The following is a 25,297-nucleotide window of genomic DNA, read 5'->3' on the forward strand; positions in this document are numbered from 1 at the left end:
CGACTCGTCTCTATGCTGGCCGTCGTGAGCTACTCCACGGGCGAGCTTCCGCTCTACTACGAATGGCACGGCAAGCCGCAGGAGGGGCGCGCTCCCCTGCTGCTCATCCACGGCGGCGGGTCGACGATCGAGTCCAACTGGGGGCGCCTGATCCCCGTGGTGGAGGACTCCCGTCAGCTGCTGGCGGTCGAGCTCCAAGGGCACGGCCGCACCGGCGCGGGCACGTCGCCGGCCTCCTTCGAGGGCTCGGCGGACGGGGTCGCGGCCTTGCTCGACGAGATCGGCGCCGCGCCGGTCGACGTACTTGGCTTCAGCAACGGCGGCCAGGTCGCGATGCAACTGGCCGCCCGCCACCCGCGGGCGGTCCGGCGGCTCATCGCCGCCTCCGCGCCCTTCCGCCGGGACGGCATGATCGACGGCTTCTGGGAGGGCCTCGCGGCCGGGACGTACGCCGATCTGCCCGAGCCCTATCGCGAGGCCGACCTCGCGGTCAGCGGCGATCCCGCCCACGCCGAGCGCATGTTCCACCTGGACCGGGAACAGATGCTGACCGGCTTCACGGACTGGCCCGACTCGGTGCTCGCCTCGATCGCCGCGCCCACCCTGATCGTCGTGGCCGACCAGGACGTGGTCCGCCGTGAGCATGCGGTGCTGCTCGCCTCCCTGATCCCGCAGGCTCGCCTGCTCGTCGTCCCGGGCAATCACGGCGACTATCTGGGCGAGCTGGCCGCCGCCGGCGATCCCGGCCCGCTGCAACGGACGCTGCCCTTCGTCGTCGATTTCCTCGACCGGGCGCGTTAATCGAATCGCGCGCCGATCGCCCCACGGCTAGCCTGGCGCCGTGAGTTCGCCTGAGGTGGTGGTCCGGCCGGAACGGGCCGAAGATCACGAGGTCGTACGGGACGTTCACCGGCGGGCATTCGGGGACGGCGAGCGGGTTCCCGCGCTCGTCGACGCGCTGCGCGCCGCCCCGGCCGCACTGACCCCGTTGTCGTTCGTCGCCACCGCTGACGAGCGGGTGGTCGGCCATGTGATGCTCAGTGCCTGCCGGCTGGACGCCCTGCCCCGGCTCGTGGACGTGTTCTCGCTGTCGCCCCTCGGGGTACTGCCGGAGTTCCAGCGCCAGGAAATCGGTACCCGACTGGTGGCACACGCCCTCGCGGGAGCCGACGGCCTGGGGGTTCCCCTGGTGTTTCTGGAGGGCTCCCCGCTCTACTACGGCAAGCGCGGCTTCGCCGATGCCACGAAGCTGGGTTTCCGTCCGCCCTCACTGCGCTACCCGCCCGGCGCGTTTCAGGTCGCCAAGCTTTCCTCGTACGAGGAATGGATGACGGGCACCTTCGTCTACTCCGACGTCTTCTGGTCCCAGGACTGCGTGGGCCTGCGAGGCGAGCGCCTCGCGGCCTCTTCCTAGATCTCCTGGAAGTGGGCCAGCTCGTTGCGGCGGGTGTTGAGGTCCAGGGCCAGGGAGCCGGCGGTCAGGCCGACGAAGAGCAGGTTGGCCACCTCCAGGCAGGCCAGCACGGGATGGTGGACGGGGATCGCCAGGGCCAGTGAGCGGCTCGCCAGATCCCACACGCGGACTGTGCGGTCGCGGCTGCCGGTGGCCAGCATCGGGCGGTCGTCGACGGTTGCCGGGCAGGCGGCGTCCACTCCGTCCAGGTGACCGGTCAGGACGGCCACGCACTCGCGGGTCGCCGGGTTCCACAGGCGTACGGTCTGGTCGTCGCTGCCGCTGGCCAGCACGGTGTGGCCGTCCACGGTGACGCTGGTCAGGGAGCGGACCGGGCGGCGGTGGCCGTGCAGGGCGTCCAGGAGGCGGCCGCCCGGGGTCCAGAGCAGGATGGTCTCGTCGTTGCCGGCGGTGGCCAGCATCGTGGGGGTCGCCTGGCAGGCCGTGTGGATGGTGTGCAGGTGGCTGAAGACGTCATCCGCCGGGAGGAAGCCGCCCATCCGGTGCCTCGCCACCACCCGGTCGGCGTCGGGGCGGTAGTGGTAGATGCGGCGGTTGCCGACTATCGCCAGCAGCGGGGCGCCGTCGGCGTCGCGGAACGGGCAGATGGCCTGGAGGGTTTCGAAGCGGCGGAACTTCGTCTGGCGGGGGCCGGACATCGGGTCCCACGTCTGCAGGGTGCCGGTGGCGGTGGCGGAGGTGACCAGGTCGTTGACCGAGCACATGCCGGTCACCGTCTCCGAGACGCCGCCCAGGGTGCGGGTCTCGGCGCCGGTCTCGACGTCCTGCAGGCGGATCACGCCGCTGTTGCCGTCGACGGCCGCCACCAGCTGGCGGTTGCCGGCTCGGACGGGGCAGGCGGCGCTGACCCGGCCGCCACGGCCGTCGGGGCCGTGGCGCATGTCGTCGGCGGTCAGGTCCCACAGGCGGGCCGTGCGGTCGCGGCTGCCGGTGGCGAGCAGGTCGGTGCCGTCGAGGGTGACCGTGCAGATCGAGGTGACCGCGTCGGTGTGGCCGCTGAGCACGCGCAGGCACTTGCCGCCGACCGGCTCCCACACCCGGACGTCGCCGTCGGCGCCGGCCGTGGCCAGCAGCGACTGGCCGGCCACGCCGATCGGGGCCATGCCGCGGATCGCCTTCTGGTGGCCGGGCAGGGTCTCGGCGGTCGAGCGGCCGGGGCCCAGGCTCCACAGGCGCACGTCGGTGAAGTTGGCGGTGGCGATCAGCGGGCGGCCGCCGGCGACCAGCGCGCAGGCGGCCCGGACGGCGTCGATGTGACCGTCGAAGGTGTTCACCGGGCGGCCGGTCGCCGGGTCCCAGATCCGGGCCGTGAAGTCGTCGCCGGCGGTGAGCAGCAGCTCGCGGTCGCCGGTCCGGACCGCCGAGATCGTCCGGATCGGGCCGACGTGGCCGAGGAAGGCGCGGGAACGGCCGTCGGCGAGGCTCCACATGCGCACCATGCCGTCGTCGCCGCCGGCGGCCAGGTACGCCTGCGAGCCGATGGTCACCTGACACAGTGCCCGTACCGGCACCGGGGGGCCGCTCAGCGTGCCGGCCGGGCGCCGTTCGAGCGGGTCGACGAAGCAGATCTTCCCGCTGGGCGCGCCCGCCGCCAGCAGCTGACGGCCGTCGACCCGGACCGCGCAGAGCGCCAGGAACCGCGAGTCGCGCATCGGGAGCTCCCAGTGGCGGCCGCTGGCCGGGTTCCACAGGCGCACGTGCGGGTAGTCGCCGGCCGTCGCCACGTGGGTCCGCCGGTCGACGGTGACCGCGCAGATCGCCCGGACCGCGCCGGCATGGCCCTCGAGGGCGGTGCGCTCGGCCCGGCTGGGCACCGACGCCCAGCGGATCCGGTAGGGCAGGCCGCGCCAGGTCGTGAACGTGTTGCCCAGGCGCTCGACCTCGGCGGTGACACCGAACATCGCGGCCCGCTCGGCGGGAGCGGCCCGGATCGCGTGCGGGGTGAGCCGCAGCAGCCGGGCCCGGGCGCGTCCCTCCTTGGTGGCGGCGTGCTCGGCCAGCTGGGTCAGGCGGGGCAGGTCGGCGTGCAGCAGGTACGCGTCGTCGGTCAGCAGGGCGTCGATCATGCCGGCCCGGGCCGCGAACGCCGGCAGCGACCGGAGCAGGTAGGGGTCGGCGCGGGCCCAGCCGGTGCTCCGGCCGTACGCGATCAATTGCCCGGCGAGCGATCGCTCGTCGCCCTGGCGCAACCCACCACTCTCCCGCCCGCGAAGCAGGGCGTCGTTGAGGGCCTGGTGGAAGAGGCGGAAGCGCGGGGTTCCGGCGTCGGTGCTGGACTCGACCAGGAAGTTGGCGGCCGACGAGACGACGAACTTGGCCAGCGCCTCGCGGGTGATCGTGACGCCGAGCGCCTCGAGCGCGACCTGCCACACGTCGGTGGACAGGCCGGGCGGCTGCGCGTAGGCGAGGGCGGTGAGCACGGTGGTGGCCGGAACGCCGTCGACCGGGTGCAGGCGCTTGAGGTACGCGGCCAGCGCCTCGTCGACGGTCGCGGTGAACGACAGGTCGTCCGGGCTGACCGCCGTCGTGTCGTAAAGGCCGTGCGAGCGCGCGATCAGGCCGGCGATCAGGAAGTTCTTGTCCGCGAGCGCGGCGATCCGGCGGGCCATCGGGGCGGCGACCGCATGATCCGCGTACGGGTTGCCGGGGCGTTCCGCGCCGAGCAGGGCGAGCGTCGCCTCGGCGTAGTCCTCGAGGTCGGCCGGCGCGAAGTACTCCTGGCGGTCGAGGTCGATCAGCGGCGTGCCCCGGCCGAACGCCTGGAGCAGGTCGCCGCCGTCGTCGACCCGGCGACTGCCCACGATCACCTGGGCGCCGTGCCGGGCGCACTGCCGGGCGATCGGCAGCAGCAGCGAGGACACGACCAGCCGGGCCTGGCGCGGGTTGGCCGCCTCGTCGAGCGCGTCGAAGATCAGGTTGAAGTGGCGCCGGCCCTGCTCGGCGGCGAGCCGGTCGCGCAGCGCGGGCACCAGCTCGTCGACCGTGTGCGGGATGCGCACCGAGGCGGCCCGCGCCACCTCCACCGCGACATCGAGCGCGGTCTTGCCCTTGACGTGCACGGCGCAGGCCACCGAGCCGATCGGCGCGGAGACGTTGCGGTCGTCGGCCGGCAGCGCGGCCCGCACGTCCTTGTCGGCGGTGGTCACGATCCGCCCGAGCACGGCCGACTTGCCCACGCCCGGGGAGCCGGTCACGACCAGCACCCGCGGGTCGGGCCGGGAGCGGCGAAGCCAGTCGACGATCTCGGCGAGGGCCGCGCCCCGGCCGCGGAACCGGTAGCCGCCCTCGGTGTCGATCGAGACACCGCGCGCCCGGGGACGCCAGTGGCGCACCGCCTCGACGTCCTCGCGCAGCGTCCAGCCCCAGGCCTCGAGCGCGGTGTCGCCGGCCGCCGCGACCGACCAGGCGGTCAGCTCGCGCAGTTTCTCCTCGGGCAGGTCCTGGTCGATCTGGTGCACGGTGATCGCCTGGGCGTCGCCGGCCCGCTCGCCGCCGGCGCGGGCCTGCCCGACCAGGCCGACGACGGCGTTGAAGTCGCGCGACCACAGGCCGGCTCCGCTGAATCCGGTCTTGACCACGTACCGCGAGCGGGTTTCCAATCCGATCCAGCCGTACGCGAGGGGACCGCCCACCCGGCCGTGCGCCTCGGCGCCGAGCGGGGAATCGCGCGGGAAGCCGAACGCCCACCACTGGTCGCCGTGCAGGGCCCGCGGGAGGGGGCTGCGCAGCGGCGCCGGGGTCGCCTCGGGCGGGGCGAGCTCGTCCAGCTGAAGGACCGCTATGTCGGACTCCGCACTCCCCCGTACCTCATGGATCTGGCGCCGGACCGCGCGCGACACGCCCGCCTTGGGGAAGGTGACGAAGAGGTCGTGCTTGCCGTCGACAACGTGCCAGCAGGTCAGCACCCGTCGCCGGTCGATCAGCACGCCACAGCCGAGGGCCGCGCGCGGGTCGGCCGCGGCGAACAGCGCCACGGTCCACGGGTCATGCCCCGGCCCGGCGGCTACCATGCGTCGATACTTCCAGCACGGTGAGCTACCGTCCAGAGCGACACTGGAGAGCGGGGGCTTGCGCTCTTGTGTGATCATGCTCCGAACGATCCGGCGGACGCACTGGAGGACCCGGTGGGCATGACGGCGATGGTGTCCGCGATGCGGTCACAGATGGTGGGGCTGGTGACGCGCCGGTTCTCGCTGTCCATGCTGCCCGACAAGATCCTCTGGCCGCTGCACCGGGACGGCCTCGACCCGATCCCGCGGATGGCGCAGTGGCGCGCCGAGCGCCCGGTCAGCCGCATGCCGCTGCCGTTCGGCATGCGCGCCTGGCTGGTCACCGGCTACGAGCCGGTCCGGCAGGTGCTGGCCAGCGTGGACGGCTACAGCAACGACTTCAGCAAGTTCGCGGGCCGGGTCGGCATCAGCGTCGGGCAGGACCCGGGCGGCCTCGGCTTCGCCGACCCGCCGGTGCACACCCGGCTGCGGAAGGTGCTGACCCCCGAGTTCACCATGCGCCGTCTCGCGCGCCTGCAGCCCCGCATCGACGCGATCGTGGCCGGCCGGCTCGACGCCATGGCCGAGCTGGGCGGCACCGCCGACCTCTGGCACGACTTCGCGCTGCCGCTCCCGGCGCTCACGATCTGCGAGCTGCTCGGCGTCCCGTACGGCGACCGGGACTACTTCCAGAAGCTCAGCACGGCCCGCTTCGACCTGGGCCAGGCCGGCAGCGCCGCGCTCGGGGCGATCAGCGAGTCGCTCAGCTACCTGGGCGGGCTGATCGAGTCGCAGCGGCGCAACCCCGGCGACGGCCTGCTCGGCTCGCTGATCCGCAACCACGGCGACGAGATCGACGACCGCGAGCTGGCCGGGCTGGCCGACGGCGTGCTCACCGGCGGGCTGGAGACGTCGGCGAGCATGCTCGCGCTGGGCGCGCTCGTCCTGATGACCAATCCGATCATGGCCGACAAGATGCGGGCCGGCGAGGGCGTCGACCTGATGGTCGAGGAGCTGCTGCGTTACCTCACCGTGGTGCAGGTGGCCTTCCCCCGGGTCGCCGTTCATGACGTACGCGTCGGAGACGCCGACATCCGGGCGGGCGACGTCGTCATGTGCTCGCTCAGCGGCGCCGACCGGGACGACCTGATCGGCGACGATCCGGACCGCCTCGACCCGGCGCGCACCCCGAACCGCAACCACATGGCGTTCGGCTTCGGCATCCACCGCTGCATCGGCGCCGAGCTGGCCCGGATGGAGCTGCGCACGGCGTACCCGGCCCTGGTCCGCCGCTTCCCCGCGATGGCGCCGGCCGTGCCGCCGGCCGAGCTGAACTTCCGCCGGGCCTCCATCGTGTTCGGCCTCGACGCGCTCCCGGTGACCCTGGACTGAGATGGCCGGCGTGCGGATCGGGTTGCTCGGGCCCTTCGAGGTACGCCTGGACGACGGCGCCCTCGCCGACGTGCCGGGCGCCCGGCTGCGCGCGCTGCTGATCGCCCTCGCGCTCGAGCCGGGCCGGGTGGTCCCGAAGGCGACGCTCGCCGACTGGATCTGGGGCTCGCAGCCGCCGGCCGACGCCACGAACTCGCTGCACCGGCTGGTGTCGCGGCTGCGCAAGGCGCTGCCTCCGGGGTCGATCGAGGGACACCTCGACGGTTACCGGCTGGCCGTGGAGCCGGAGGCCGTCGACGCGGTGCGCTTCGAACGGCTCGTCGCGGCGGGCTCGCTCGGACCGGCGCTGGATCTGTGGCGCGGCGCCGCCATGCAGGACGTCGGGCTGCCGGACAGCACGGCGCTCGAGGCGGCGGTCGCCCGGCTCGAGGCGATGCGGCTGGCCGCCCTCGAGGACCACTTCGAGGCGGAGGTCGGCCTGGGCAACGGCGCGTCGCTGGTCGCCGAGCTGACCTCCCTGGTCGCGCTTCATCCCGTACGGGAAAGGCTGGTTGCCGCGCTGATGCGGGCGCTGGTCGCGGCCGGGCGCGACAACGAGGCCCTGCTCGTCTACCAGCGCGCCCGGGAAGCCCTCGCCGAGACGCTGGGCGTCGATCCCTCGCCCGCGCTGTCCGATCTGCACGTGGCGCTGCTGCGTGCCTCGTCGTCGCCGCGTCCGGAGCGCCGGACCAACCTGCGGGCCGAGCTGACCAGCTACGTCGGCAAGGAGAGTGATGTCGCCGCGGTCCGCGAGCTGGTCGCCGGGCATCGGCTCACCACGCTGATCGGGCCGGGCGGCACCGGGAAGACGCGGCTGGCCGCCGAGACCGCGCGCACGCTGCTCGACGAGCTGCCGGACGGCGCCTGGCTGGCGGAGCTCGCCCCCATCGGTCTCGATGCCGACGTGGCGCAGGCGGCGCTGGCCGGGCTCGGGCTGCGGGACGCGCTGCACGCTCCCGTGCCGAACGCGGATCTCACGGACCGGTTCATCACGGCGGTCGGCGAGCGGGAGGCGCTGCTCGTCCTGGACAACTGCGAGCACGTGATCGATCAGGCGGCCGCGTTCGCCTACCGCGTCCTCGGCGAGTGCCGGCGGCTGCGGATCCTGGCGACCAGCCGGGAGCCGCTGGGCATCACCGGCGAGGCGGTGTGGCAGGTCGAGCCGCTCGCCCTGCCCGGCGAGGGCGCCGATCCCGGCGAGATCAAGACCTCTCCGGCCGTACGCCTGCTGCGCGACCGGGCGGGCGCGGTGCGCAAGGACCTCGCTTTCGACGTGCCGACGCTGTCCACGATGGCGCGCGTCTGCCGGGCGCTGGACGGGATGCCGCTGGCGATCGAGCTGGCCGCGGCCCGGCTGCGCACCATGTCGCTCGACCAGCTGGCCAACCGGCTCGACGACCGGTTCCGCCTGCTGACCGGCGGGAGCCGCACCGCGCTGCCGCGGCACCGGACGCTGCGCGCGGTGGTCGACTGGAGCTGGGAGCTGCTCGCCGAGCCCGAGCGGAAGGTCCTGCGCCGGCTGTCCGTGTTCTCGGGCGGGGCGAGCCTGGAGGCGGCCGAGCGGGTCTGCGCCGGGGCCGGGGTCGAGCCCGGCGAGGTGCTCGAGCTGCTCACCTCGCTGGCCGAGAAATCGTTGCTGGTCACCGTGGGCGACGGCACGCCGCGCTACCGGATGCTCGGCACGATCAGGGAGTACGCGCGGCAGCGGCTCACCGAGGCGTGGGAGGCGGAGGCGGCGACGCGGGCGCACCTCGCGTACTTCACCGAGCTGGCCGAGACGGCCGAGCCGCAACTCCGCCGGGCCGGTCAACTCTCCTGGCTGGCCACGCTGGAGGCGGAACACGACAACATCGCCTCGGCGATGCGCGGGGCACTGGCGGCCGGCGAGGCGCCCGCGGCCATGCGGCTGGCCGCGGCCGCCGGCTGGTACTGGTGGCTGGGCGGGCACAAGGCCGAGGGGCAGGCGCTGACCCTCGCGGCGGCCGAGCTGTCGGGCGAGGTGCCCGACGAAACCCGGGCGACCGTGTACGGCCTGGTCACGATGTTCCTGAGCTCGGGGCGCAGCGGCGAGCAGCAGATCGCCGAGTGGATCCACCGGGCGTACGAGTCGAGCCAGCGCACCGGCCGGGGCCGGCACCCGGCGCTGGCGCTGGTCGTCCCGCTGGAGCGCCTGCTGCGGGCGCCGGAGGAAGCCCTCGATGCCTTCGCCCCGCTGCTGGACGACCGGGATCCGTGGGTTCGCGCGCTCGCCCGGTTGCACCTGGGCAAGATGCGGGTGCAGCTCGGGCGGGGTGGTCTCGAGGCGGACGACTATCTGGCGCAGGCGCTGGCCGAGTTCCGGGTCATCGGCGAGCGGTTCGGGATCTCGTTCGCGCTGACCGAGCTGGCCGACCGCATCGCGTCGCGGGGTTCGTTCGCCCGCGCGTGCTCGTACTACGACGAGGCCATCGGGGTCGTTGCCGAGGTCGGCGCCACCGAGGACGTCATCCGCATGCGGGCGCGGCAGGCCCGGCTGTTCTGGCTGCTGGGCGACGCCGCCGCCAGTGCGGCAGCCATCGCCGAGGCGGAACGGTCGTCGGCCCGGGTCAACTGGCCGGAGGCGCTGTCCGAGCTGGCGTTCTCCAAGGCGGACCTCGCCCGGTGGTCGGGCGACGCCGGGGAGGCGCGGCGGCAGATCGGCGTGGCGACGGAGTTGCTGGGGGCGGAGGCCTCGCAGCCGTACATCCGGGCGGCGGTGCACGACGCGCTCGGCTACATCGCCGGCTCTCTCGACGAATCTCGGGCGCATCGGGTGGCGGCCTATGCGGCGGCGTCCGAGTCGGGCCATGCGCACCTGATCGCGGGGGTCATCGTCGGGGTCGCGGATCTGGCGTTGCGCCGCGGGGAGCACGAGCAGGCGGCTCGGCTGCTCGCGGCGAGCGCCTCGGTGCGGGGATTGCAGGATCGATCACACCCGGACGTGACCCGCATCTCGCAGGCGGTGCGCGACCGCCTCGGCGACACGGGGTTCGCCGAGGCGGCCGCTTCGGGCGAGGCCGGCCCTCACCTGGTCGAGGTCACGCTCGCTTCTTGAACGTGGACGTCGCCCACGCGTACCCGATGATGGCGAGACCGGCGCACCAGGCGATGGCGGCGATGGCGTCGCTCGCGTGGAGGTTGCCGAACAGCAGGCCGCGGAAGGTCTCGATGATCGGCGTGAAGGGCTGGTACTCGGCGAACTGCCGCGCGCCGGGCCCCATCTTGTCGGCCGGCACGATCGCGGTGCTGAGGAACGGCAGCATGATCAGTGGGACGGTGGCCAGGCCGGCGGTCTCGACGCTCTTCGCGGCCAGGCCCAGCGCGACGGTGAGCCAGCCGATCGAGAAACCGACCAGCAGCACCAGGCCGGCCACGCCGAGCCAGTCGACGAAGCTCGCCGACGGCCGGAAGCCCAGCGCGAACGCCGTCCCGATGATGGCGGCGACGGCCAGCACGTTGTTGACGATGCTGCCGATGACCTGCCCGGAGAGCACCGCGCCCCGGGAGACGTCCATGACCTTGAACCGGTTGATGATGCCCTTGGTCATGTCGGAGTTCACGCCGGTCGCGGTGGCGCCGAGCCCGTAGCAGATGGCCAGCAGGATCATGCCCGGCGTCGCGTAGTCCACGTAGTCGACGCCAACACTGAAGGCGTCACCCAGCAGATATACGAACATCAACATGATGATCACCGGGAACAGCACCGCGTTGAAGACGGTGGTCGGGTTCCGGAGGGTGTGCTTGAAGTTCCGGCGAATCATGATCGCCGAGTCGGTGGTCACGGTGCTCATTTCGCGGTCTCCTCGGTGCTCGCGTGCCCGGTCAGTGCAAGGAAGACGTCGTCGAGATCCGGCGTGTGCACGGAGAGCTCCTCGGCCTCCAGGGAGTGCTCGTCGAGCCGGTCCAGCACGGCGCGCAACGACTTCGTGCCGCCGTCGCTCGGGATCTGCAGGGTCTGCGACTCTTCGTCGCAGGTGGCGCCGGCGAAGAGCGGGACGGCCGCGTCGAGGTCGCGGGGGTCGGTGAAGCGGAGCCGGACGTGGCTGCCGGGGACGAGCCGCTTGAGCTCGGCCGGGGTGCCCTGGGCCACCACGCGGCCCTGGTCGAGCACCGCGACCTTGTCGGCGAGCTGGTCGGCCTCGTCGAGGTACTGGGTGGTGAGGAAGATGGTGACGCCGGCGCCCACCAGCTCGCGGATGATCTGCCACATCGTCCGGCGGCTGCGCGGGTCGAGCCCGGTCGTCGGCTCGTCCAGGAAGATGATCTGCGGGCTGCCCACCAGCGTCATCGCCAGGTCGAGCTTGCGCCGCATGCCACCGGAGTAGGTCGACGTCATCTTCTGCGCCGACTCGACCAGGTCGAACCGCTCGAGCAGGGTGGTGACGATCTGGCGGTCGACCCGCTTGAGGTCGGCCATCAGCTGCAGGTTCTCCCGCCCGGTCAGCAGCTCGTCCACCGCCGCGAACTGACCGGTGACGCCGATCGCCTTGCGCACGGCCTTGGCCTCGCCGGCCACGTCATGACCGGCGACGCGGATCGTCCCGCCGTCGGCCTTCATCAGGGTGGTCAGCACGTTCACGGTCGTCGTCTTCCCCGCGCCGTTCGGCCCGAGCAGCGAGAAAACAGTGCCCGCCGGCACCTCCAGGTCGATCCCGTCGAGGACAACCTTGTCCCCGAACGCCTTACGCAGCCCCGAAATCGCAATCGCTGAACTTCTCATGAGCCCAGCCTCCGCGCCCGCCCTGTCACGGCCCTTACACGCCCCTGACACGGTTTGTCGGGCAAAATCGCCTCGTGACTTCAGATGCCCACTCGCTGCTGCGGGCCTTCGACGAGGCCGAGCTCCACGCCGACACCGACACGCTGCACACTCTGCTGACCGACGACTTCCGCTCCATCGGCGACCAGGGCTACGTCCTCGACAAGGCCCAGTGGATCGCCAAGTTCGCCGATTTCGCCTACACCAGCCTGGAGAGCACCGACGTCGAGATCAGCCGCTACGACCGGGCAATCATCATCCGGTACGTCCAACGGAGCCGCTCGATCTGGCGCGACCAGGAGATGGCCCTGACCGTCCGCGCAAGCCAGACGTGGGTCGAGCAGCCCGACGGCTGGAAACTCGCGGGCATCCAGTTCAGCACGCTCGCCAACGCCTGACGGCAACCACCCCGCCGCCACTTCCCGACACACGACTGGACAGCCCACGAGCGCGCGCCTTCCCCGAGGTTTGTCGGCGCCGGGAATTGGTGTTCACGTTCTGACCTGATGCGACGCCGGAGGTGACCTGCCTGCGAGCCCGGTCCGGGAAGCGGCTTCCGTCCGGCGTCCGGCCCCGGTCCGGGCAACGGCTTCCTTCGGCGTCCGGCGTCGGGGTCCGGGCAGCGCCCTTCGCCCGGCGTGCGGCTCGGTCCGGGCAGCACCTTCATCTGGTGTGCGGGCGGGGTCATAGCAGCGGCTTCCGCTTGGCGTGCGGGCTCGGCCAGAGCGGCGGCCTCGGCCTGGCGTGCGGGCTCGGCCAGAGCGGCGGCCTCAGCCTGACGTGCGGGCTCGGCCTGAGCGGCGGCCTCGGCCTGACGTGCGGGCTCGGCCTGAGCGGCGGCCTCGGCCTGGCGTGCGGGCTCGGCGCGCGGTGCGGTCTGCGGGCGGCGTGCACACGTTGCCTCGTCTGGCCAGATCAGCGGCGGGGCGGCCTCGGCGTCGTCGTGCAGGCCTAGCGCGGCGCATTCACAGGAGCAGCCGCGCGATCGGCACAGTTTCTGCGCGTGCCGCCGGGCAAGGCCCCACCGCCGGCGACGGGCGTGCTCGCGGCGGAATTCTTCTTTTGCTGGGGAATAGTTACGCGCTTTGGTGCGGTCGCGCATGGCAGCGGTTGCCGGCCGGGTGAACAACTGAAGCTGCTGGTACCGCATAAACTATTTTCCCGCACCCGGCACCGCGTTCGCCAATGAAGGATCATGCCAATTCCGGAAACCGACCCGGAATCGCGCAGCCAGTTGCTTGACCAATCATCCAAACAATGGCCGACAGCCTCGGCCGGCGCGAACGATGCCGAGCCAACCGCGCGTGGGGGGGCGGCTTGACTCTCGGGTAGCCCGAGACTGGATGCTGTGGGAGTGAACGGCGGCGATCTCATGAGCATCGGTGTCTTTGCCATGGCCAGCGGGCTTTCGATCAATGCCTTGCGGCACTACGACGAGGTTGGGCTGCTGCGGCCGGCGGTCGTCGACGCGGCGACCGGGTATCGGCGGTACCGGCCCGAGCAGGTTCGCCAAGCCATGATGATCGGCGCGCTGCGTCGGGTGGACCTGCCGCTTGACGCCGTTCGGGTGGCGCTGGCCGACCCCGACGCGGGATCGCTGCGCACGGTTCTGCTGCGGCACCGGCAACAGCTGCTGGAACGTGCCGATGCCCTGTCCCGCACCGTCCGCGCGGTGGACTACTACATCGAACACGGAGTGACGATGCCCGAGCTCAAGACCCCACGGATCGTCCAGGTGACGATCAACGTCACCGACCTCGCCGAGGCGATCCGGTTCTACCGGGAAGCGTTCGACGCGGCCTTCCAGGAGGAGGTGTCCTCATTCCAGTTCGGCACCTGGCCGAGCGAGGACTTCTTCCTGCTCACCGTGGCGCATGAGGCCACCGACCACGGGGCGCACGAGGGGCCGGCCGGCACCTCACGCTTCGGCCTGTTCGTCGCCGATGTCGACGCTGCGCACCGGCGTGCCGTCGAGGCCGGCGCCACCGAGGTACACCCGCCGGTGGACACGCCCTGGAAACCGCGATGGTCGTGCATCGCCGACCCCAGCGGGAACCGGATCGATCTTTACCAGAGCTGAGATTACCTCCGGAAGGTTCGCTCGACTCGCTTGGAGGTGAGAATGTAGGCGGCCATCACGATATTCGGAATGGTGTCGATCGCCACGCCGAGGGTCGACTTCATGTGAAACACGTGCCAAGCCAGGAGGAAAGCCACCGACAGGGCATTGAATACGACGTTGTGCGCGATGGCGGACCGTTTTCTCCGGAGCATGAGCACAAACAAGTAGATGGTGTAGAGGATCAGCAGCGCATTCGACGTTACATAAAAGACCAATGCGGGCGCCGGTACGAAGGAGGCGAGGCCGACGAGCGAAGGATCGGCGGCGATGATGAGGGACGCGATGGTCAGTTCCAACCCGTGCGCGGCCAGCCCGGCCAGGACGACGAGGTAGACGATGAGCCAGCCACGTATCGGCTGCTCCTTCGATATCTGACCGGTGGGGATCCGTTCCGTCGGGTGCATGACCACACACCCATCCTTCGGCCCGGCGGCCGGGCGGTCCACCGTGGTAGCACCCGCTCCCGTGGTGGTGTTAGCTCCACCCGTCGCGCGGGGTCACTGTTCGCGTCGCCGCGCTGAGAGAATGCGGCATGACCGATGGCAGATTTTCCCGGCGTGGCCTGTTCTTCACGGCCGGCGCCGGGGTCCTTGGCGTGGCCGTGCTGAACACGGTGGCCGGCTGCGCCGATAACTCGTCCCACTCTCAGTCCGGCTCCTCGGCGGCGGCGGCGACGCCGTCCGCGCCGCCGCCCAGCCCGGCCGGCATCGGCGGCTGGAAACAGGTCAACATGTCCTACGTCTCCGCCTACCTGCTGGTCCGCGGTAAGGAGGTCGCCGTCGTCGACCTTGGCATGCCGGGCTCCGAGTCCTCCATCGAGCAGGGGCTCAAGGCGGCCGGGCAGAACTGGGCCGCTGTCAAACACGTGATCCTCACCCACCAGCACGACGATCACGTGGGCGGGCTGGAGGCGGTGTCCACGGTGGTGAAGGCGTCGTTCTACGCCGGCATCCTGGACGTCGACGCGATCATCACCAAGACGAAGCTCAAGCCGGTGAAGCAGGGCGACGAGGTGTTCGGCCTGCAGATCATCGACACGCCGGGGCACACCCTCGGGCACATCTCGGTGTTCGATCCGTCGAACGGCGTGCTCGTCTCCGGCGACGCGCTGCGCACCAACACCGGCTCGCTGACCGGCTCCGACCCGAAGTACACGACCGACCCGTTCCGGGCCGCCAGGTCGGTGAAGAAACTGGCCACGATGGACATCAAGGCGATCCTGCCGGGCCATGGCAGCCCGGTGCTCGTCAACGCGTCCGGCGAACTGCAGAAACTGGCCGCGACACTGTGACGGCGTCCGCCGGCGGGCTCAGGAGAGCAGATCGGGGACCAGGGCCGCGAGCTTTTCCAGGTCGGCCGGGGCGAAGTTGCCGCCCTCGCCGAGGGGCTGGACGACAACGTGGTCGGCGCCCGCCCCGAGGTGCTGGCGGATGCGCTCGGCGGCGGGCTGTGGCCCGTACGGGATGATGGTTTTGATCAGTTGTGGGCTTCCGTCGTTGCCGAGGTCCTCGTCGGTGAAGCCGAGACGCTTGAGGTTGCTGGTGTAGTTCGGCAGCTGGAGGGAGTACTTGGCGGAGGTGCGGGCACTTGCCTCCCCCTCGGCGCCGGGCGCGAGGGCGACGGCGACCTCCGGAATGAGCAGCGGCTCCGGCCCGAGCGTCCGTCGCGCGAACGCCGTGTGCCCGGGTGGCACGAAATACGGGTGGGCGCCGAGCGCGCGCTCCCGGGCGAGCCGCAGCATCTTCGGGCCGAGCGCGGCGAGCACGACCGGTGTCCGGGTGGGCGGGAACGCGTCCAGGAACTGCACCATTTTGGAATAGGGCTTCTCGTACGCCTGACCGAGCGACTCGACCATGCGCGCGTGGCTGTTGCCGAGGCCGAGGATGAACCGGCCCGGGTAACGCTCGCTGAGCCGGTCCGCGCGGGACGCCAGGTCGGCCGGGTCCCAGGTCCACACGCTCGCGATGCCGGTGCCGACGATCAGGCGGCCGGTCGCGGCGAGGACCGCGGCCAGTGGCTCCAGGCTCTGCGGGCTGTTCACCTCCGGGAACCACACCGAGCGGAAGCCCGCCGCCTCGATCGCCTTCCCGAACTGGGCCGGGTCGAGACCCAGCGCCGGCATGGGCGGCATCCAGATGCCCAGCCGGCCAAGTGCCTGCCGAATTTCCGCGGTCGCGGTCACGACGGCAAAATTACTACCGGCCGTACGCCCGAGCCTCCGTGTAGTGACGAGGCTCGCACCTCGGCGTGTCAGACTGCGGCCAGGGCGAGCGTGAGGCAGAAGCCGAGCAGGGCGACTCCCTGGAGGGTCGCGCGCAGGTTGATGATCGAGTCCCACCGCTCCTGAAGCCGGCGCGCCTCGGCCGGCACCCGGCCGGCCTCGGCCGCCTCGATGAAGACCTTGTTGATCGGCAGCGAGACGCGGTTGAACAGGACCAGCCAGATCAGCAGCAGGAGCAGGGCGATCCCGGCGGCGACGCCGGCGGCGGGGCGGCCGGTGAGGAACGCAACGAGCGTGGTCGCGGCGCCGGCCACCACGCTGAGGATGCCGGGCAGGGGCATGCGGGCGTTGCCGTAGCGGTGGGACACGCCCACCACCCGGGTCATGGTGGCGTCGTCGACCGCGGCGTAGGTCGGGCGCATGACCAGCGCGCCGAGCGTGTCGGTGCCGAAGATGACGGCCGTGGCCAGCGCGGCGACGGTGGCGAGGACGTCCACGAGTACGGTCATGATTCCTCCCAGAATCTAGCGTTGCTAGAAATCTAGCACTGCTAGGATGGAGATGTGAAGGCTCCAACGAAAGCGCAACTGGCCCGGGCCGGGCGGCGGGATCGGATCGTCGCCGCCGCCCGGGAGATCGCCGAGGTGGACGGGTGGCCGGCGGTGACCGTGCGGCGGCTCGCCGACACGATCGGTTTCAGCCAGCCGGTCCTCTACGGACACTTCCCCGACGGCCGGGACGGCATCATCCGGGCGGTGGCACTGGACGGCTTCGGCCGGCTCGCCGAGCTCCTGACCGCGGCGGACGGGCTGGGCGAGCTCTGCGCGGCGTACCTCGACTTCGCCCGTGCGGCGCCGGCCACGTACGAGGCGATGTTCTCGATGCCGACCGACCTGGAGTTCGCCCGGCCGACCACGCCCGAACAGCTGCGTGCCGGATTCGCCCCGCTGCTGGCGGCCATGGGCGACGAGACCGGGGCGGAGATCTTGTGGAGCGCGCTGCACGGCCTGGCCGACCTGTCCCGGCACGACCGGCTGCGGCCCGGCCACGCGGCGGCCCGGGTCGATATGCTGATCGGCCTGTTCCGTCCCGGGCGACTGCCCTCCTGACCGAATAGAGGAGAACCGTGGAACGACAAGCGATCTCGACCGGGCAGGCGCCGCCGGCGATCGGACCGTACAGCCAGGCGATCGTGGCCGGAGGCCTGGTGTTCTGCTCCGGCACGGCCGGCATCGACCCGGTCACCGGCGAGATTCCGGAGGGGATCGCCGAGCAGACCCGGCTCGCGCTGCGCAACCTGGAGGCGGTTCTCACCGCGGCCGGGGCGTCGCTGTCCACCCTGGTCAAGACCACGATCTTCTACCGGGACGTGGCCGATTTCGCGACCATCAACGAGATCTACGCGGCCCACATGCCGGACCCGCCGCCGGCCCGCTCGGCCCCGGCCGGCGTCCAGTTGCCGCGCGGCCTGCTGATCTCGATCGAGGCGATCGCCACGGTCACGGCGTCGTGATCGCCTTGGCGCGCAACGCACCGATCAGGGCGAGCAGGCCGAAGACCGTCAGCGACAGCCCGGCGCCGACTCCGGTGACCGTGCTGGGCGCCACGTCGGTGACCAGGCCGGCGACCAGTGCCACCACCGCGGTGGCGGCGACCAGGACGGCCAGGGGAATGAGGTTCCGGTCGCGCAACACCGCGGCCAGCGGTACGAAGTGGACGCCCACCACGGCGCAGATCCACACCGGGATGTAGTCCGCCTGTCCGAGCACCCCCAGCAGGGCGGCACCCAGTCCCGCCAGCCCGAACTCCACACCGACAATGATCCCGTACCGCCGGCCGGCTTCTCGGTTGTTGATCGCCGCCGTCGAGGCCGGACTCGTGAAGCCCACCACCGCCCCGGCGATCGCGACGAGAAGCGCGGCCACGCTGCCGACTGTCAGCCACGGGCTCAGCCACGCCGGCGGGGCCGCCTGCCCCCAGCCGAACCAGGCCGCGCCGAAGAACCCCTCCACCAGAGCGGTGATGCCGCCGTCACGGCGCGATTGCCGCAGCTTCTCCACGGCGCCGACTCTAGCGCCGGGCTTCGTGGGCAGGGCCCGATCGACTTGTCGGTCGCTGCGGCTAGATTCGGCATCTGCTGGATCAAGGGAGGAAAGCCATGACGGTCCAAGACGATGTTCGGGCGGTGTCGGCCGCCTGGGACGCGGCCCTGGTTCGCAACGACGCGCCTCTCATCGCCACCTTCATGACCGACGACTGGGTTTATGTCGGCCCGACCGGCGCCACGCCGAAGGCCGACGTCATCGACTGGATAGCGACCGGCCGGCTGGTGCATCACACGATGGTCGTGGCCGGCGGCGAACGGGTTTCGCTCGCATCGAACGCCGTCTTGCTTACTGCCCGCAAGACAAGCTCGGGCACCTGGGACGGCACACCGTACGAGTCCGACGAGTGGATCACTGAGGTGTACGTCCGGATGGGCGAGGCCTGGCAATGCGCATTCAGCCAGAAGACCACTGCTGCCGACTACTGAGGCAGCGACGCCGATCCTCCCGGCCGTACCGGCTGATCGAGTGCGGCCGGCCGGCGTCAGCAAAGGTGAACCTCATCCACCCTTACCCACTCGTGTGTCGCGCCCTTGGCGATGAGATACCGATTCTGACCGTTCGCGTCGGTGGCGAGCGCCACCGCGCGCCACCCCTTCTCGTCGTTTCCCGCCAGGCGGACGTGTCGAACCGCGAACAAGGGCAAGGCGACCACCAGAACACGACCGCGCTCGGCCTGAGCCGGGGCGCGTTCGATTGCCACTTTGTCGTGCGCGCAGTCTGCCGCCCTGACGAATGCCTCAGCGACGTCAGCGCGTGCGCGGACTGTCTCGGTCGCCACCGCCGCGCGCCCACGGACGTCGGATCCCAGGAGATAGGCGATGCCAGCTATGGCGGCGGCTGTCACGATCGCCGCAGCCCAAAGCGAGACTTGTTGGTTCGCTGCGGTCGCGGAGCCCCACCATTCACGCACTGCCACCCAGGCCGCGATCACGCCGCCACCGAGACCAGCAGCCCACCATTTGCTGGCCGCGGTGGCGCCGGCCTCGATCAGGGCGACGGTGTCCGGCGGCCCTTTGAAGGCCGATGAGAATTTCCCGGCTTTTTCGAGGTCGCCTTCGTCCGGCAGTAGATTGAGGCCGCGAAGAAGGGCGACAGTCGGCTTGAGAGTGTCGTCATTCTCGGCGTCATCCGAGGATGGCACTAGTTCTCTGTCTTCCGGCATTTCGAGTTTGCCTGCCTTTCAGGTGTGCGGCGGGAGACAGCCGCAAGCCGCTCCGGTCAGAGCCAGATGACCGGCCAGACCCCGGTGGCCCACAGGACGTTGATGCGTTCGGCGTCTCGCCGCGCGCGCGAGGTCTGGTCACGACGGGGGTGGGCGGAGGTCCGGTGACGCGGCACGATGCGGAATGTGCGTGAGATGGTCATTTCGATCCTCCCGGATCTGCTTGTCCGATCCCCGAAGGTTGGCCGCCCAGGTTTGGCCGATCGTTGACGGTTTCTTGAATTCGCAGGCTGGGGCGTGTGGGCAGGGCCTACCGCCACCGAGATCCAGGGGCCTCGGCGAGCTTGAGGAGTCAGGCCTTGGCGGTCAGCCTGGCCAGATGCTCCCGCACGGTCGCGACCTCCGGAGAGCGCAAGGCGATGTACAGGTCGAGCGCGACCGTCCAGTGATGGCGGGCCAGCGTGGGTTCGTCCGCGAGCCGGACGCTCGCAATACCGCGATGGGCTCGCGCTTGCTCGTGGCGGTCCTCGATCCGCGTGGCGACGGCGAGTGCGGCCTGGTGCTCGCCGAGGGACTGCCCGGCCTGGTCGGCGGCGTACAGGGCCTCGCCGAGGCCGTTGAGGGCGAGTGCCTCGCCGGCGGGATGGTCGAGCTGCTGAAAGATCGCGATGGCGTCGCGGTGCATGTCGGCTGCGAGCTCGGGCCGGCCGGCCTTGGTGTGCACGACGCCGAGCGCGTGCAGCGCGTCCGCGACGCCGGGCTGCTCACCCGTGCGGCGGTAGAGGACGAGCGCCCGCTCCAGGTGCACGGCCGCCGACGGGAGCCGGCCCTGGCGCTCGTGGAGAATCCCGAGGTTGTACCCGGCCCGGATCTCCTCGATGCGCAGGCCCATCCGCCGGCACCGGTCCAGCGCCTGGTCGAGCTCGCCGGCGGCCTGATCGAGCCGGCCCAACCGCGTGTGCACGATGCCGAGGTCGGTCAGCGCCTGTGTCTCGTCGGCGGTGCGCCTGAGACGGCGGGCGAAATTCAGTGCCTCTTCGGCGTACGCGAGCGCCTCGTCGAACGGCCCGTGCCACGCGACGAGCATGGCCAGGTTGTGCAGCGTATGCATCTCGGCGATCGGCCATCCGCTCTGCCGGGCGGACGCGAGCGCGTCGCGGAGATGCTCGCGTGCCGGCCGGAACCGTCCCAGCCGCCCGTACAGTGTGCCGAGCGCGTTGAGGACGAACACCTCGGACGGAGAGCCGATTTCCTGCGAGATCGCGAGCGCCTGCCGCAGGTACGCCTCGGCCTCGTCGTGCCGGCCCATCCACTGGTACGTCCGGCCGAGGCCGTGCAGCGCATCCGACTCGCCGGCCCGGTCGGCGGCTTCCCGGCACAGCGACACGGACAGCCGGAACTCCCCGACAGCCCGTTCGGCGGAGCCGAGGATCCAGTGCAGATGGCCGAGCACGCACAGCAGGGCCGACTCCGCGGCTCTGTCGCCGAGCTTGTGTGCGGCGTCGCGGGCGGCCGTGCCGATCGACAGCGCGTCGACGTTGTGCCCGCCGGAGTCGAGGTAATCCGCCAGCGTATGGGCGAGCGCGACGGTGTGCCGGTGCCAGCCATGGCGGGCGGCGAAAGCACACACCGAGACGAGGTTGGCCCGCTCGGCATCCAGCCAGTCGCGGGCCGCGGCCGCGTCGGCCGGCGTACGCGCAAGGGCCTGCGCGGACTGCGTGGCGGCCGCCACATAGTGGTCGAGGAGCCGGGTCAGTGCCGTACGCCGGTCCACGTCATCGTCTTCCGCCGCCAGTTCGGCGGCGTACGCCCGCAGCAGGTCATGCATCGTGTACCGCGCCGCGCCGACGGGTTGGATCAGGTGCGCCCTCGCCAGGGTGTCCAGCAACCGTCGCGCGCCCGCAAGATCGGCGTCGGCAAGCGCGGCGACGGCCCGATCCTCCAGGTCCGCGGCGGGTTGCAGGCCGAACAACCGGAACGCCCGGGCGGCGTCCGCCGCCAGATGCCGATAGGACCACGAGAACACACTGCGGACCGAGGCGTGTGGGTCGCCGCCGTCGAGGACATCGAGCGGCCGCCGACCGGTCAGCTCCTGGACCAGGTCAGCCAGGGGGACGGCTGGGCGGCTGACAGCGTGCTCGGCGATGATTCGCAGCGCGAGGGGCAGCCGCGCGCACAGGCCGGCCAGCGTGTTGGTCGCGGCGGGATCGGCCTCGGCCCGATCACCGATGAGCGCCCGGAGCAGGGAGACCGCGTCCTCGTACGACAGGACGTCCAGGTCCAGCCGCCCGGCGCCATGCACTGCGACCAGCCCGGCCAGCGAATCGCGGCTGGTCACCATCACGAGGCAGGTGCTGGTGCCGGGCAGCAGTGGCCGTACCTGCTCGACACTGCTCGCGTTGTCGAGCACCAGGAGCACCCGGCGCCCGGAAAGCTCGGTGCGAAACATAGCCGCGCGAGCATCCGCGTCGAGCGGGACGTCCTGGCCGCGCACGCCGAGCGCGTACAGGAAACCGGCCAATGCGTCGGCCGGCGACACCGGCCGCTGAGGGTCGTAGCCGCGCAGGTTCATGTAGAGCTGCCCGTCCGGGAACATCGCCTTCACCCGGTGCGCCCAATGCACCGCCAGGCTGGTCTTGCCCACCCCGGCGGTACCGGAAAGGGCCGAGATCACGACGGCGTCGGCCGCACCGGACCGGGCGGCGTCGAGGCGGGCGAGCTCCTCGGTTCTGCCCACGAAGGCCGATACGTCGGCCGGCAACTGCATGGGCGTCCGGGTACTGGGCTCGGCGTCTGACGGCACGCCCAACTCGTTGGTGAGGATCCGGCGATACACCTCCTGCAGCGGTGGACTCGGATCGACGCCGAGCTCATCGGCGAGCAACCGTCTCGCCCGGTCGTAGTGGGTGAGGGCGGCGCCCTGACGGCCGCAGCGGTACAGCGCGACCATCAACTGCCCCGCCAGACGCTCATCGAGGGGATGACGATCCGCCGTCGCGGTCAGCTCGGCCAGCAGCTGGCCGTGACGGCCGAGGCGGAGAGCGACGTCGTTGCGGTCCAGCTGCGCCGCCAGCCGCCGGCCGTCGAGGTCGGCGCGGACCGTGGACAACCACAGCGACTCCAGGCCCGCGAAAGCGTCGCCATGCCACAGCGCCAGCGCCCCCTCCCACAACGCCAGCGCGGCCGCGTCGCTACCGGCTTCCCGCGCCTGCCTCACCAGCTCGTCAAACCGATGAAGATCCACCGTCGACCGATCGACGGCAAGCACGTATCCCCCGGGGCCACGAGCGATGCCGACGCCCGCCGGGGCCAAGGTCCGCCGGAGCCGGGACAGGTACGTGTGCACGGTGGAGCGTGCGCGCTGCGGCGGCCGGTCGTCCCACACCCGGCCGATCAAGTCGTCGATTCGCACCGGGCGGTTGGCATCGGTCAGCAGGGCGGCAAGCACGCACCGCTGCCGCGCGGGACCGGCGTCGACCGGCCGGCCGTCGAGGTCGATTGCCAGATCGCCAAGAACCCGAAACTCGACGTGCACCGTGACCACCCTCGGGCGAGCGTCCACACGGGCGCCGCCTCTCCTGGCATACCTGCTCCGACCGGCCGATTCAAGACACCCGAAGGTTCGATCAACGGTCTGGTCTGTTCGTCAGATGGTCTCGAATACCGGTTCATTCGTCTGACGGACGAAATTATGGACGTACGCCGGGACCCGGAACCGTTCGTCGTCGTACCGGGCGCGGCTTTCGGTGGCGGTGGCGGGGTCGGCGGTGAGCGTGGCGACCTGGTCGAACTCCTCGGCGAGTGTGTCGCTGATCGAGTCGCCGGGGCCTGGCATGCAGCCCCACATGTCCCAGGGCAGAAGCTCCATCTTGGCGAGCGCGGCGACGTCCCGTACGAGGTTGCCGGCGATCCACCACCATCCCGATTGGCCCTCGCCTTCGAGGCCGCACCGGGCCGGGTCGAGATCGCCCGTGCGGCAACGAATCCACGCGTCACCGGCTACGACGAACTGCTCCCGTGGCACAGCGCCGGGGTCGAAGGTGATGCCGAGCGCCTGGCACAGTTCGGGGCTCAGTTGGGAATCGGCGAGAGCCCAGCGTGATGCGGCCGCATTCCAGTATTCGACTACCCAGTGGTCGCCGTACCGGCCGGGGGTGAAATACCGGGCGAAGCCGCAGCGGGCCCGGGCCGGGATGCCGTGGGCACGCAGCGCGGCGACGGTGACGAGGGTGAAATGGCGGCAGCACCCGGCGAGCCGCCGGGCGGCGGGACGCGGCTCGGTGAGCGGTCGCGGATCGGCGGCGAGGATGCGGTCCAGGATCTGGCGGGTCGCGCGAAGGTGGCCGGTGGCCGACCGGGCAGACCCGGCTTCGTGGGTCAGGAGGCCGCGAACGGCGCCAGCCAGGTCGGGCAGTCGGGACGGCAGGGCGGCCAGGGCCGTCGCGCCCGGCCCGGCCGTGGTCAATGGCCCGGGTTCGGCATAGTACCCAAGCGTGGTCATCTGCGACTCCGATCCCATCGGTTCGCGGAGCCTACTGACATTTTGGTCCTGTTTTCACCATTTCCGAGAAGCCCGGCCGAGGCACGTTCCCCGGCCGGCAAGTCGGCCGCTCAGGCGGAGAGCAAGCCGCCGTCCACGACGATCGATTGACCGGTGATATAACCAGCGGCCGGGCCGAGAAGATAGACGATCAGACCAGCGACGTCGGCGGGGGCGCCCTGCCGGCCCGCCGGGATCCGGGACAGCAAGGCACCCAGCGCCGCCGAGGGATCGGGCTGCATCGCCCAGTACGGCTCGTTGAACGGTGTGTCGATCCATCCGGGACACACGCAGTTGACCCGGATCTGGCGCGGCGCCAGCTCCACGGCAAGCGCCCGGGTCATGCTGATCAGCGCGCCCTTGGACGCGGCGTACGCGAACGTCCCCCGGCTGCCCCGGAACGCCGCGGTCGAGCCGGTGAACACTATGCTGCCACCGGTCTCGGCGAGCGGGGCGGCCGCGGCCTGGGCGAACAGGAACGGCGCCCGCACGTTGACGGCCATCGTGCGGTCCCAGTCGGCCAGGGCGTATTCCTCCACGGCGCTGACGACGTGCAGCCCCGCCGTGACGACAACCCCATCGAGCCGGCCGTACGCCCCGACGGCCGCGGCCACCGCCTCGCGGGCAGCGTCCGGCCCGGCCAGGTCATGCCGGCCGATGACGACACGTCCCGGCAGGTCCTCGGCGGCGGCCGCGTCGGCCGCCGCCATGTTGACGTCGGCCAGGTACACGTCGACCGAGCGCTCCCGCAGCGCCCGCACGCAGGCCCGGCCGATCCCGGTCGCGCCACCCGCGACGAGGACACTGGTCATGCCCTCTCCCCCGGCAGCACGGCGTACGCGCGGTAGTTGGCCGAGCCGGCCGCCTGGGCACGGTTCTTCAGCAGCGCCGTCTGGTGGTACGCGGCCGAGCTCCGGGGAAAGCTTCGTCCGGGCTTCTCACGTTCGGGCATCCGTTCGAGCCCGCGGAGAATCTCACGGGCGAAGGCGGGAAGGTCGTTCGGCAGCTGCGAGGTGATGAGGTTGCCGTCGACGACGACCGGCTCGTTCCGCCAGTTCCCGCCCGCGTGGATCACGTCGTCCTTGATGACCGGGACGGACGTGACGTTCCGGCCGTTCACGATGCCGGCGGTGGCGAGCAACCAGCCGGCGTGACAGATGGCGGCGACCGGATCGCCCCGGCCGTCGATGCCCCGGACGAAGTCGACGATCGCCGGGTTGCGGCGCAGGTACTCGGGCGAGAAGCCGCCCGGAACGACCACCGCGTCGAAGTCGCCGGGATCGACGTCCTCGATGCCGGCCTCGGCGACCGCGGGGTAGCCGAGTTTGCTGGCGTACACCTCGCCGGCGGTAGGCCCGACGATCGTGACGGCCGCCCCGGCCTCGCGGAGCCGGAGCACCGGATACCAGAGCTCGAGTTCCTGGTACATGTTCTCGACGAGTACGGCCACTCGCGCGTTTTCGATTCTCATCT

General features: G+C 71.4%; 24 protein-coding genes. 11 read left to right on the plus strand and 13 right to left on the minus strand.

Annotated features, from left to right (window positions below; all coding sequences use genetic code 11):
- Positions 1–24: 24 nt before the first annotated feature.
- Both A3CQ_RS0126265 and A3CQ_RS0126270 read left to right on the plus strand, forming a co-directional pair.
- Positions 25–801 (plus strand): alpha/beta fold hydrolase, encoded by a 777-nt coding sequence (locus tag A3CQ_RS0126265; protein WP_245577333.1) that lies wholly within the window; start codon positions 25–27, stop codon positions 799–801.
- 40 nt (positions 802–841) lie between these two features.
- The gene (locus A3CQ_RS0126270; RefSeq protein ID WP_245577334.1) at positions 842–1,414 is read left to right on the plus strand and encodes a GNAT family N-acetyltransferase; all 573 of its coding nucleotides are present in this window, start codon (positions 842–844) and stop codon (positions 1,412–1,414) included.
- Here A3CQ_RS0126270 and A3CQ_RS0126275 read toward each other — a convergent pair.
- The gene (locus A3CQ_RS0126275; RefSeq protein ID WP_051115355.1) at positions 1,411–5,484 is read right to left on the minus strand and encodes a trypsin-like peptidase domain-containing protein; all 4,074 of its coding nucleotides are present in this window, start codon (positions 5,482–5,484) and stop codon (positions 1,411–1,413) included. The genes A3CQ_RS0126270 and A3CQ_RS0126275 overlap by 4 nt on opposite strands.
- A 141-nt stretch (positions 5,485–5,625) precedes the next feature.
- Here A3CQ_RS0126275 and A3CQ_RS0126280 point away from each other — a divergent pair, with 141 nt between their 5' ends.
- Both A3CQ_RS0126280 and A3CQ_RS0126285 read left to right on the plus strand, forming a co-directional pair.
- The gene (locus A3CQ_RS0126280; RefSeq protein ID WP_245577335.1) at positions 5,626–6,855 is read left to right on the plus strand and encodes a cytochrome P450; all 1,230 of its coding nucleotides are present in this window, start codon (positions 5,626–5,628) and stop codon (positions 6,853–6,855) included.
- A gap of 10 nt (positions 6,856–6,865) precedes the next feature.
- Complete coding sequence (locus A3CQ_RS0126285) at positions 6,866–9,967, plus strand: ATP-binding protein (protein ID WP_026206220.1); 3,102 nt, start codon at positions 6,866–6,868, stop codon at positions 9,965–9,967.
- Here A3CQ_RS0126285 and A3CQ_RS0126290 read toward each other — a convergent pair.
- Positions 9,951–10,703 carry an ABC transporter permease gene (locus tag A3CQ_RS0126290; RefSeq protein ID WP_020513937.1) on the minus strand — a complete coding sequence of 251 codons (753 nt, stop codon included), beginning with the start codon at positions 10,701–10,703 and terminating at the stop codon, positions 9,951–9,953. The genes A3CQ_RS0126285 and A3CQ_RS0126290 overlap by 17 nt on opposite strands.
- The gene (locus A3CQ_RS0126295) at positions 10,700–11,632 is read right to left on the minus strand and encodes a daunorubicin resistance protein DrrA family ABC transporter ATP-binding protein (RefSeq protein ID WP_020513938.1); all 933 of its coding nucleotides are present in this window, start codon (positions 11,630–11,632) and stop codon (positions 10,700–10,702) included. The genes A3CQ_RS0126290 and A3CQ_RS0126295 overlap by 4 nt, the downstream gene beginning before the upstream one ends.
- Positions 11,633–11,706: 74 nt before the next feature.
- Between A3CQ_RS0126295 and A3CQ_RS0126300 the strand changes: the two genes are divergently transcribed.
- The 3 genes from A3CQ_RS0126300 to A3CQ_RS61030 all read left to right on the plus strand — a co-directional run bounded on the left by A3CQ_RS0126300 (position 11,707) and on the right by A3CQ_RS61030 (position 13,751).
- Positions 11,707–12,069, plus strand: a complete 363-nt coding sequence (locus tag A3CQ_RS0126300; protein ID WP_020513939.1) for a nuclear transport factor 2 family protein — start codon at positions 11,707–11,709, stop codon at positions 12,067–12,069.
- A 272-nt stretch (positions 12,070–12,341) separates the two neighbouring features.
- The gene (locus tag A3CQ_RS61025; RefSeq protein WP_157296317.1) at positions 12,342–12,626 is read left to right on the plus strand and encodes a hypothetical protein; all 285 of its coding nucleotides are present in this window, start codon (positions 12,342–12,344) and stop codon (positions 12,624–12,626) included.
- A gap of 417 nt (positions 12,627–13,043) precedes the next feature.
- The gene (locus A3CQ_RS61030; RefSeq protein WP_169516307.1) at positions 13,044–13,751 is read left to right on the plus strand and encodes a VOC family protein; all 708 of its coding nucleotides are present in this window, start codon (positions 13,044–13,046) and stop codon (positions 13,749–13,751) included.
- A 2-nt stretch (positions 13,752–13,753) separates the two neighbouring features.
- Here A3CQ_RS61030 and A3CQ_RS0126315 read toward each other — a convergent pair whose 3' ends face one another.
- Positions 13,754–14,197: a DUF2569 family protein gene (locus A3CQ_RS0126315; protein ID WP_245577338.1), complete on the minus strand. Its 444-nt coding sequence runs from the start codon at positions 14,195–14,197 to the stop codon at positions 13,754–13,756.
- A gap of 128 nt (positions 14,198–14,325) precedes the next feature.
- On the opposite strand from A3CQ_RS0126315, the gene A3CQ_RS0126320 reads away from it, so the two are divergent.
- Positions 14,326–15,084: an MBL fold metallo-hydrolase gene (locus tag A3CQ_RS0126320; RefSeq protein WP_020513942.1), complete on the plus strand. Its 759-nt coding sequence runs from the start codon at positions 14,326–14,328 to the stop codon at positions 15,082–15,084.
- Positions 15,085–15,102: 18 nt separating this feature from the next.
- Here A3CQ_RS0126320 and A3CQ_RS0126325 read toward each other — a convergent pair whose 3' ends face one another.
- Positions 15,103–15,975 carry a TIGR03620 family F420-dependent LLM class oxidoreductase gene (locus A3CQ_RS0126325; RefSeq protein WP_020513943.1) on the minus strand — a complete coding sequence of 291 codons (873 nt, stop codon included), beginning with the start codon at positions 15,973–15,975 and terminating at the stop codon, positions 15,103–15,105.
- Positions 15,976–16,043: 68 nt separating this feature from the next.
- Positions 16,044–16,523 carry a DUF1772 domain-containing protein gene (locus tag A3CQ_RS0126330; protein WP_020513944.1) on the minus strand — a complete coding sequence of 160 codons (480 nt, stop codon included), beginning with the start codon at positions 16,521–16,523 and terminating at the stop codon, positions 16,044–16,046.
- 54 nt (positions 16,524–16,577) lie between these two features.
- Here A3CQ_RS0126330 and A3CQ_RS0126335 point away from each other — a divergent pair, with 54 nt between their 5' ends.
- Together A3CQ_RS0126335 and A3CQ_RS0126340 are read left to right on the plus strand one after the other, a co-directional pair.
- Positions 16,578–17,123 (plus strand): TetR/AcrR family transcriptional regulator, encoded by a 546-nt coding sequence (locus A3CQ_RS0126335; RefSeq protein ID WP_020513945.1) that lies wholly within the window; start codon positions 16,578–16,580, stop codon positions 17,121–17,123.
- Positions 17,124–17,140: 17 nt separating this feature from the next.
- Positions 17,141–17,527, plus strand: a complete 387-nt coding sequence (locus A3CQ_RS0126340) for a RidA family protein (protein WP_020513946.1) — start codon at positions 17,141–17,143, stop codon at positions 17,525–17,527.
- Here the strand turns inward: A3CQ_RS0126340 and A3CQ_RS0126345 are convergent.
- The gene (locus A3CQ_RS0126345) at positions 17,514–18,074 is read right to left on the minus strand and encodes a hypothetical protein (protein WP_020513947.1); all 561 of its coding nucleotides are present in this window, start codon (positions 18,072–18,074) and stop codon (positions 17,514–17,516) included. The genes A3CQ_RS0126340 and A3CQ_RS0126345 overlap by 14 nt on opposite strands.
- Positions 18,075–18,172: 98 nt before the next feature.
- On the opposite strand from A3CQ_RS0126345, the gene A3CQ_RS54030 reads away from it, so the two are divergent.
- Positions 18,173–18,547 carry a nuclear transport factor 2 family protein gene (locus tag A3CQ_RS54030; protein WP_020513948.1) on the plus strand — a complete coding sequence of 125 codons (375 nt, stop codon included), beginning with the start codon at positions 18,173–18,175 and terminating at the stop codon, positions 18,545–18,547.
- Between the two features lie 56 nt (positions 18,548–18,603).
- On the opposite strand, the gene A3CQ_RS0126355 is transcribed toward A3CQ_RS54030, so the two are convergent.
- From A3CQ_RS0126355 to A3CQ_RS0126380, 6 genes are all read right to left on the minus strand, one after another.
- Positions 18,604–19,284 carry a hypothetical protein gene (locus A3CQ_RS0126355; protein WP_157296323.1) on the minus strand — a complete coding sequence of 227 codons (681 nt, stop codon included), beginning with the start codon at positions 19,282–19,284 and terminating at the stop codon, positions 18,604–18,606.
- A 56-nt stretch (positions 19,285–19,340) separates the two neighbouring features.
- Positions 19,341–19,487 carry a hypothetical protein gene (locus tag A3CQ_RS61035; protein ID WP_020513950.1) on the minus strand — a complete coding sequence of 49 codons (147 nt, stop codon included), beginning with the start codon at positions 19,485–19,487 and terminating at the stop codon, positions 19,341–19,343.
- Between the two features lie 149 nt (positions 19,488–19,636).
- The gene (locus A3CQ_RS54035) at positions 19,637–22,819 is read right to left on the minus strand and encodes an AfsR/SARP family transcriptional regulator (RefSeq protein WP_169516308.1); all 3,183 of its coding nucleotides are present in this window, start codon (positions 22,817–22,819) and stop codon (positions 19,637–19,639) included.
- Between the two features lie 111 nt (positions 22,820–22,930).
- On the minus strand, positions 22,931–23,785 hold the full coding sequence (locus A3CQ_RS54040; RefSeq protein WP_040432899.1) for a transglutaminase-like domain-containing protein: 855 nt from the start codon (positions 23,783–23,785) through the stop codon (positions 22,931–22,933).
- A 110-nt stretch (positions 23,786–23,895) separates the two neighbouring features.
- A complete protein-coding gene (locus A3CQ_RS0126375) occupies positions 23,896–24,636 on the minus strand; it encodes an SDR family NAD(P)-dependent oxidoreductase (RefSeq protein WP_020513953.1) in 741 nt (246 codons plus the stop codon).
- A complete protein-coding gene (locus tag A3CQ_RS0126380; RefSeq protein WP_040432875.1) occupies positions 24,633–25,295 on the minus strand; it encodes a type 1 glutamine amidotransferase domain-containing protein in 663 nt (220 codons plus the stop codon). Before A3CQ_RS0126380 ends, A3CQ_RS0126375 begins: the two co-directional genes overlap by 4 nt.
- Positions 25,296–25,297 lie beyond the last annotated feature (2 nt).

Origin of the sequence: Paractinoplanes globisporus DSM 43857 (assembly GCF_000379645.1) — a bacterium.
GTDB lineage: Bacteria > Actinomycetota > Actinomycetes > Mycobacteriales > Micromonosporaceae > Actinoplanes > Actinoplanes globisporus.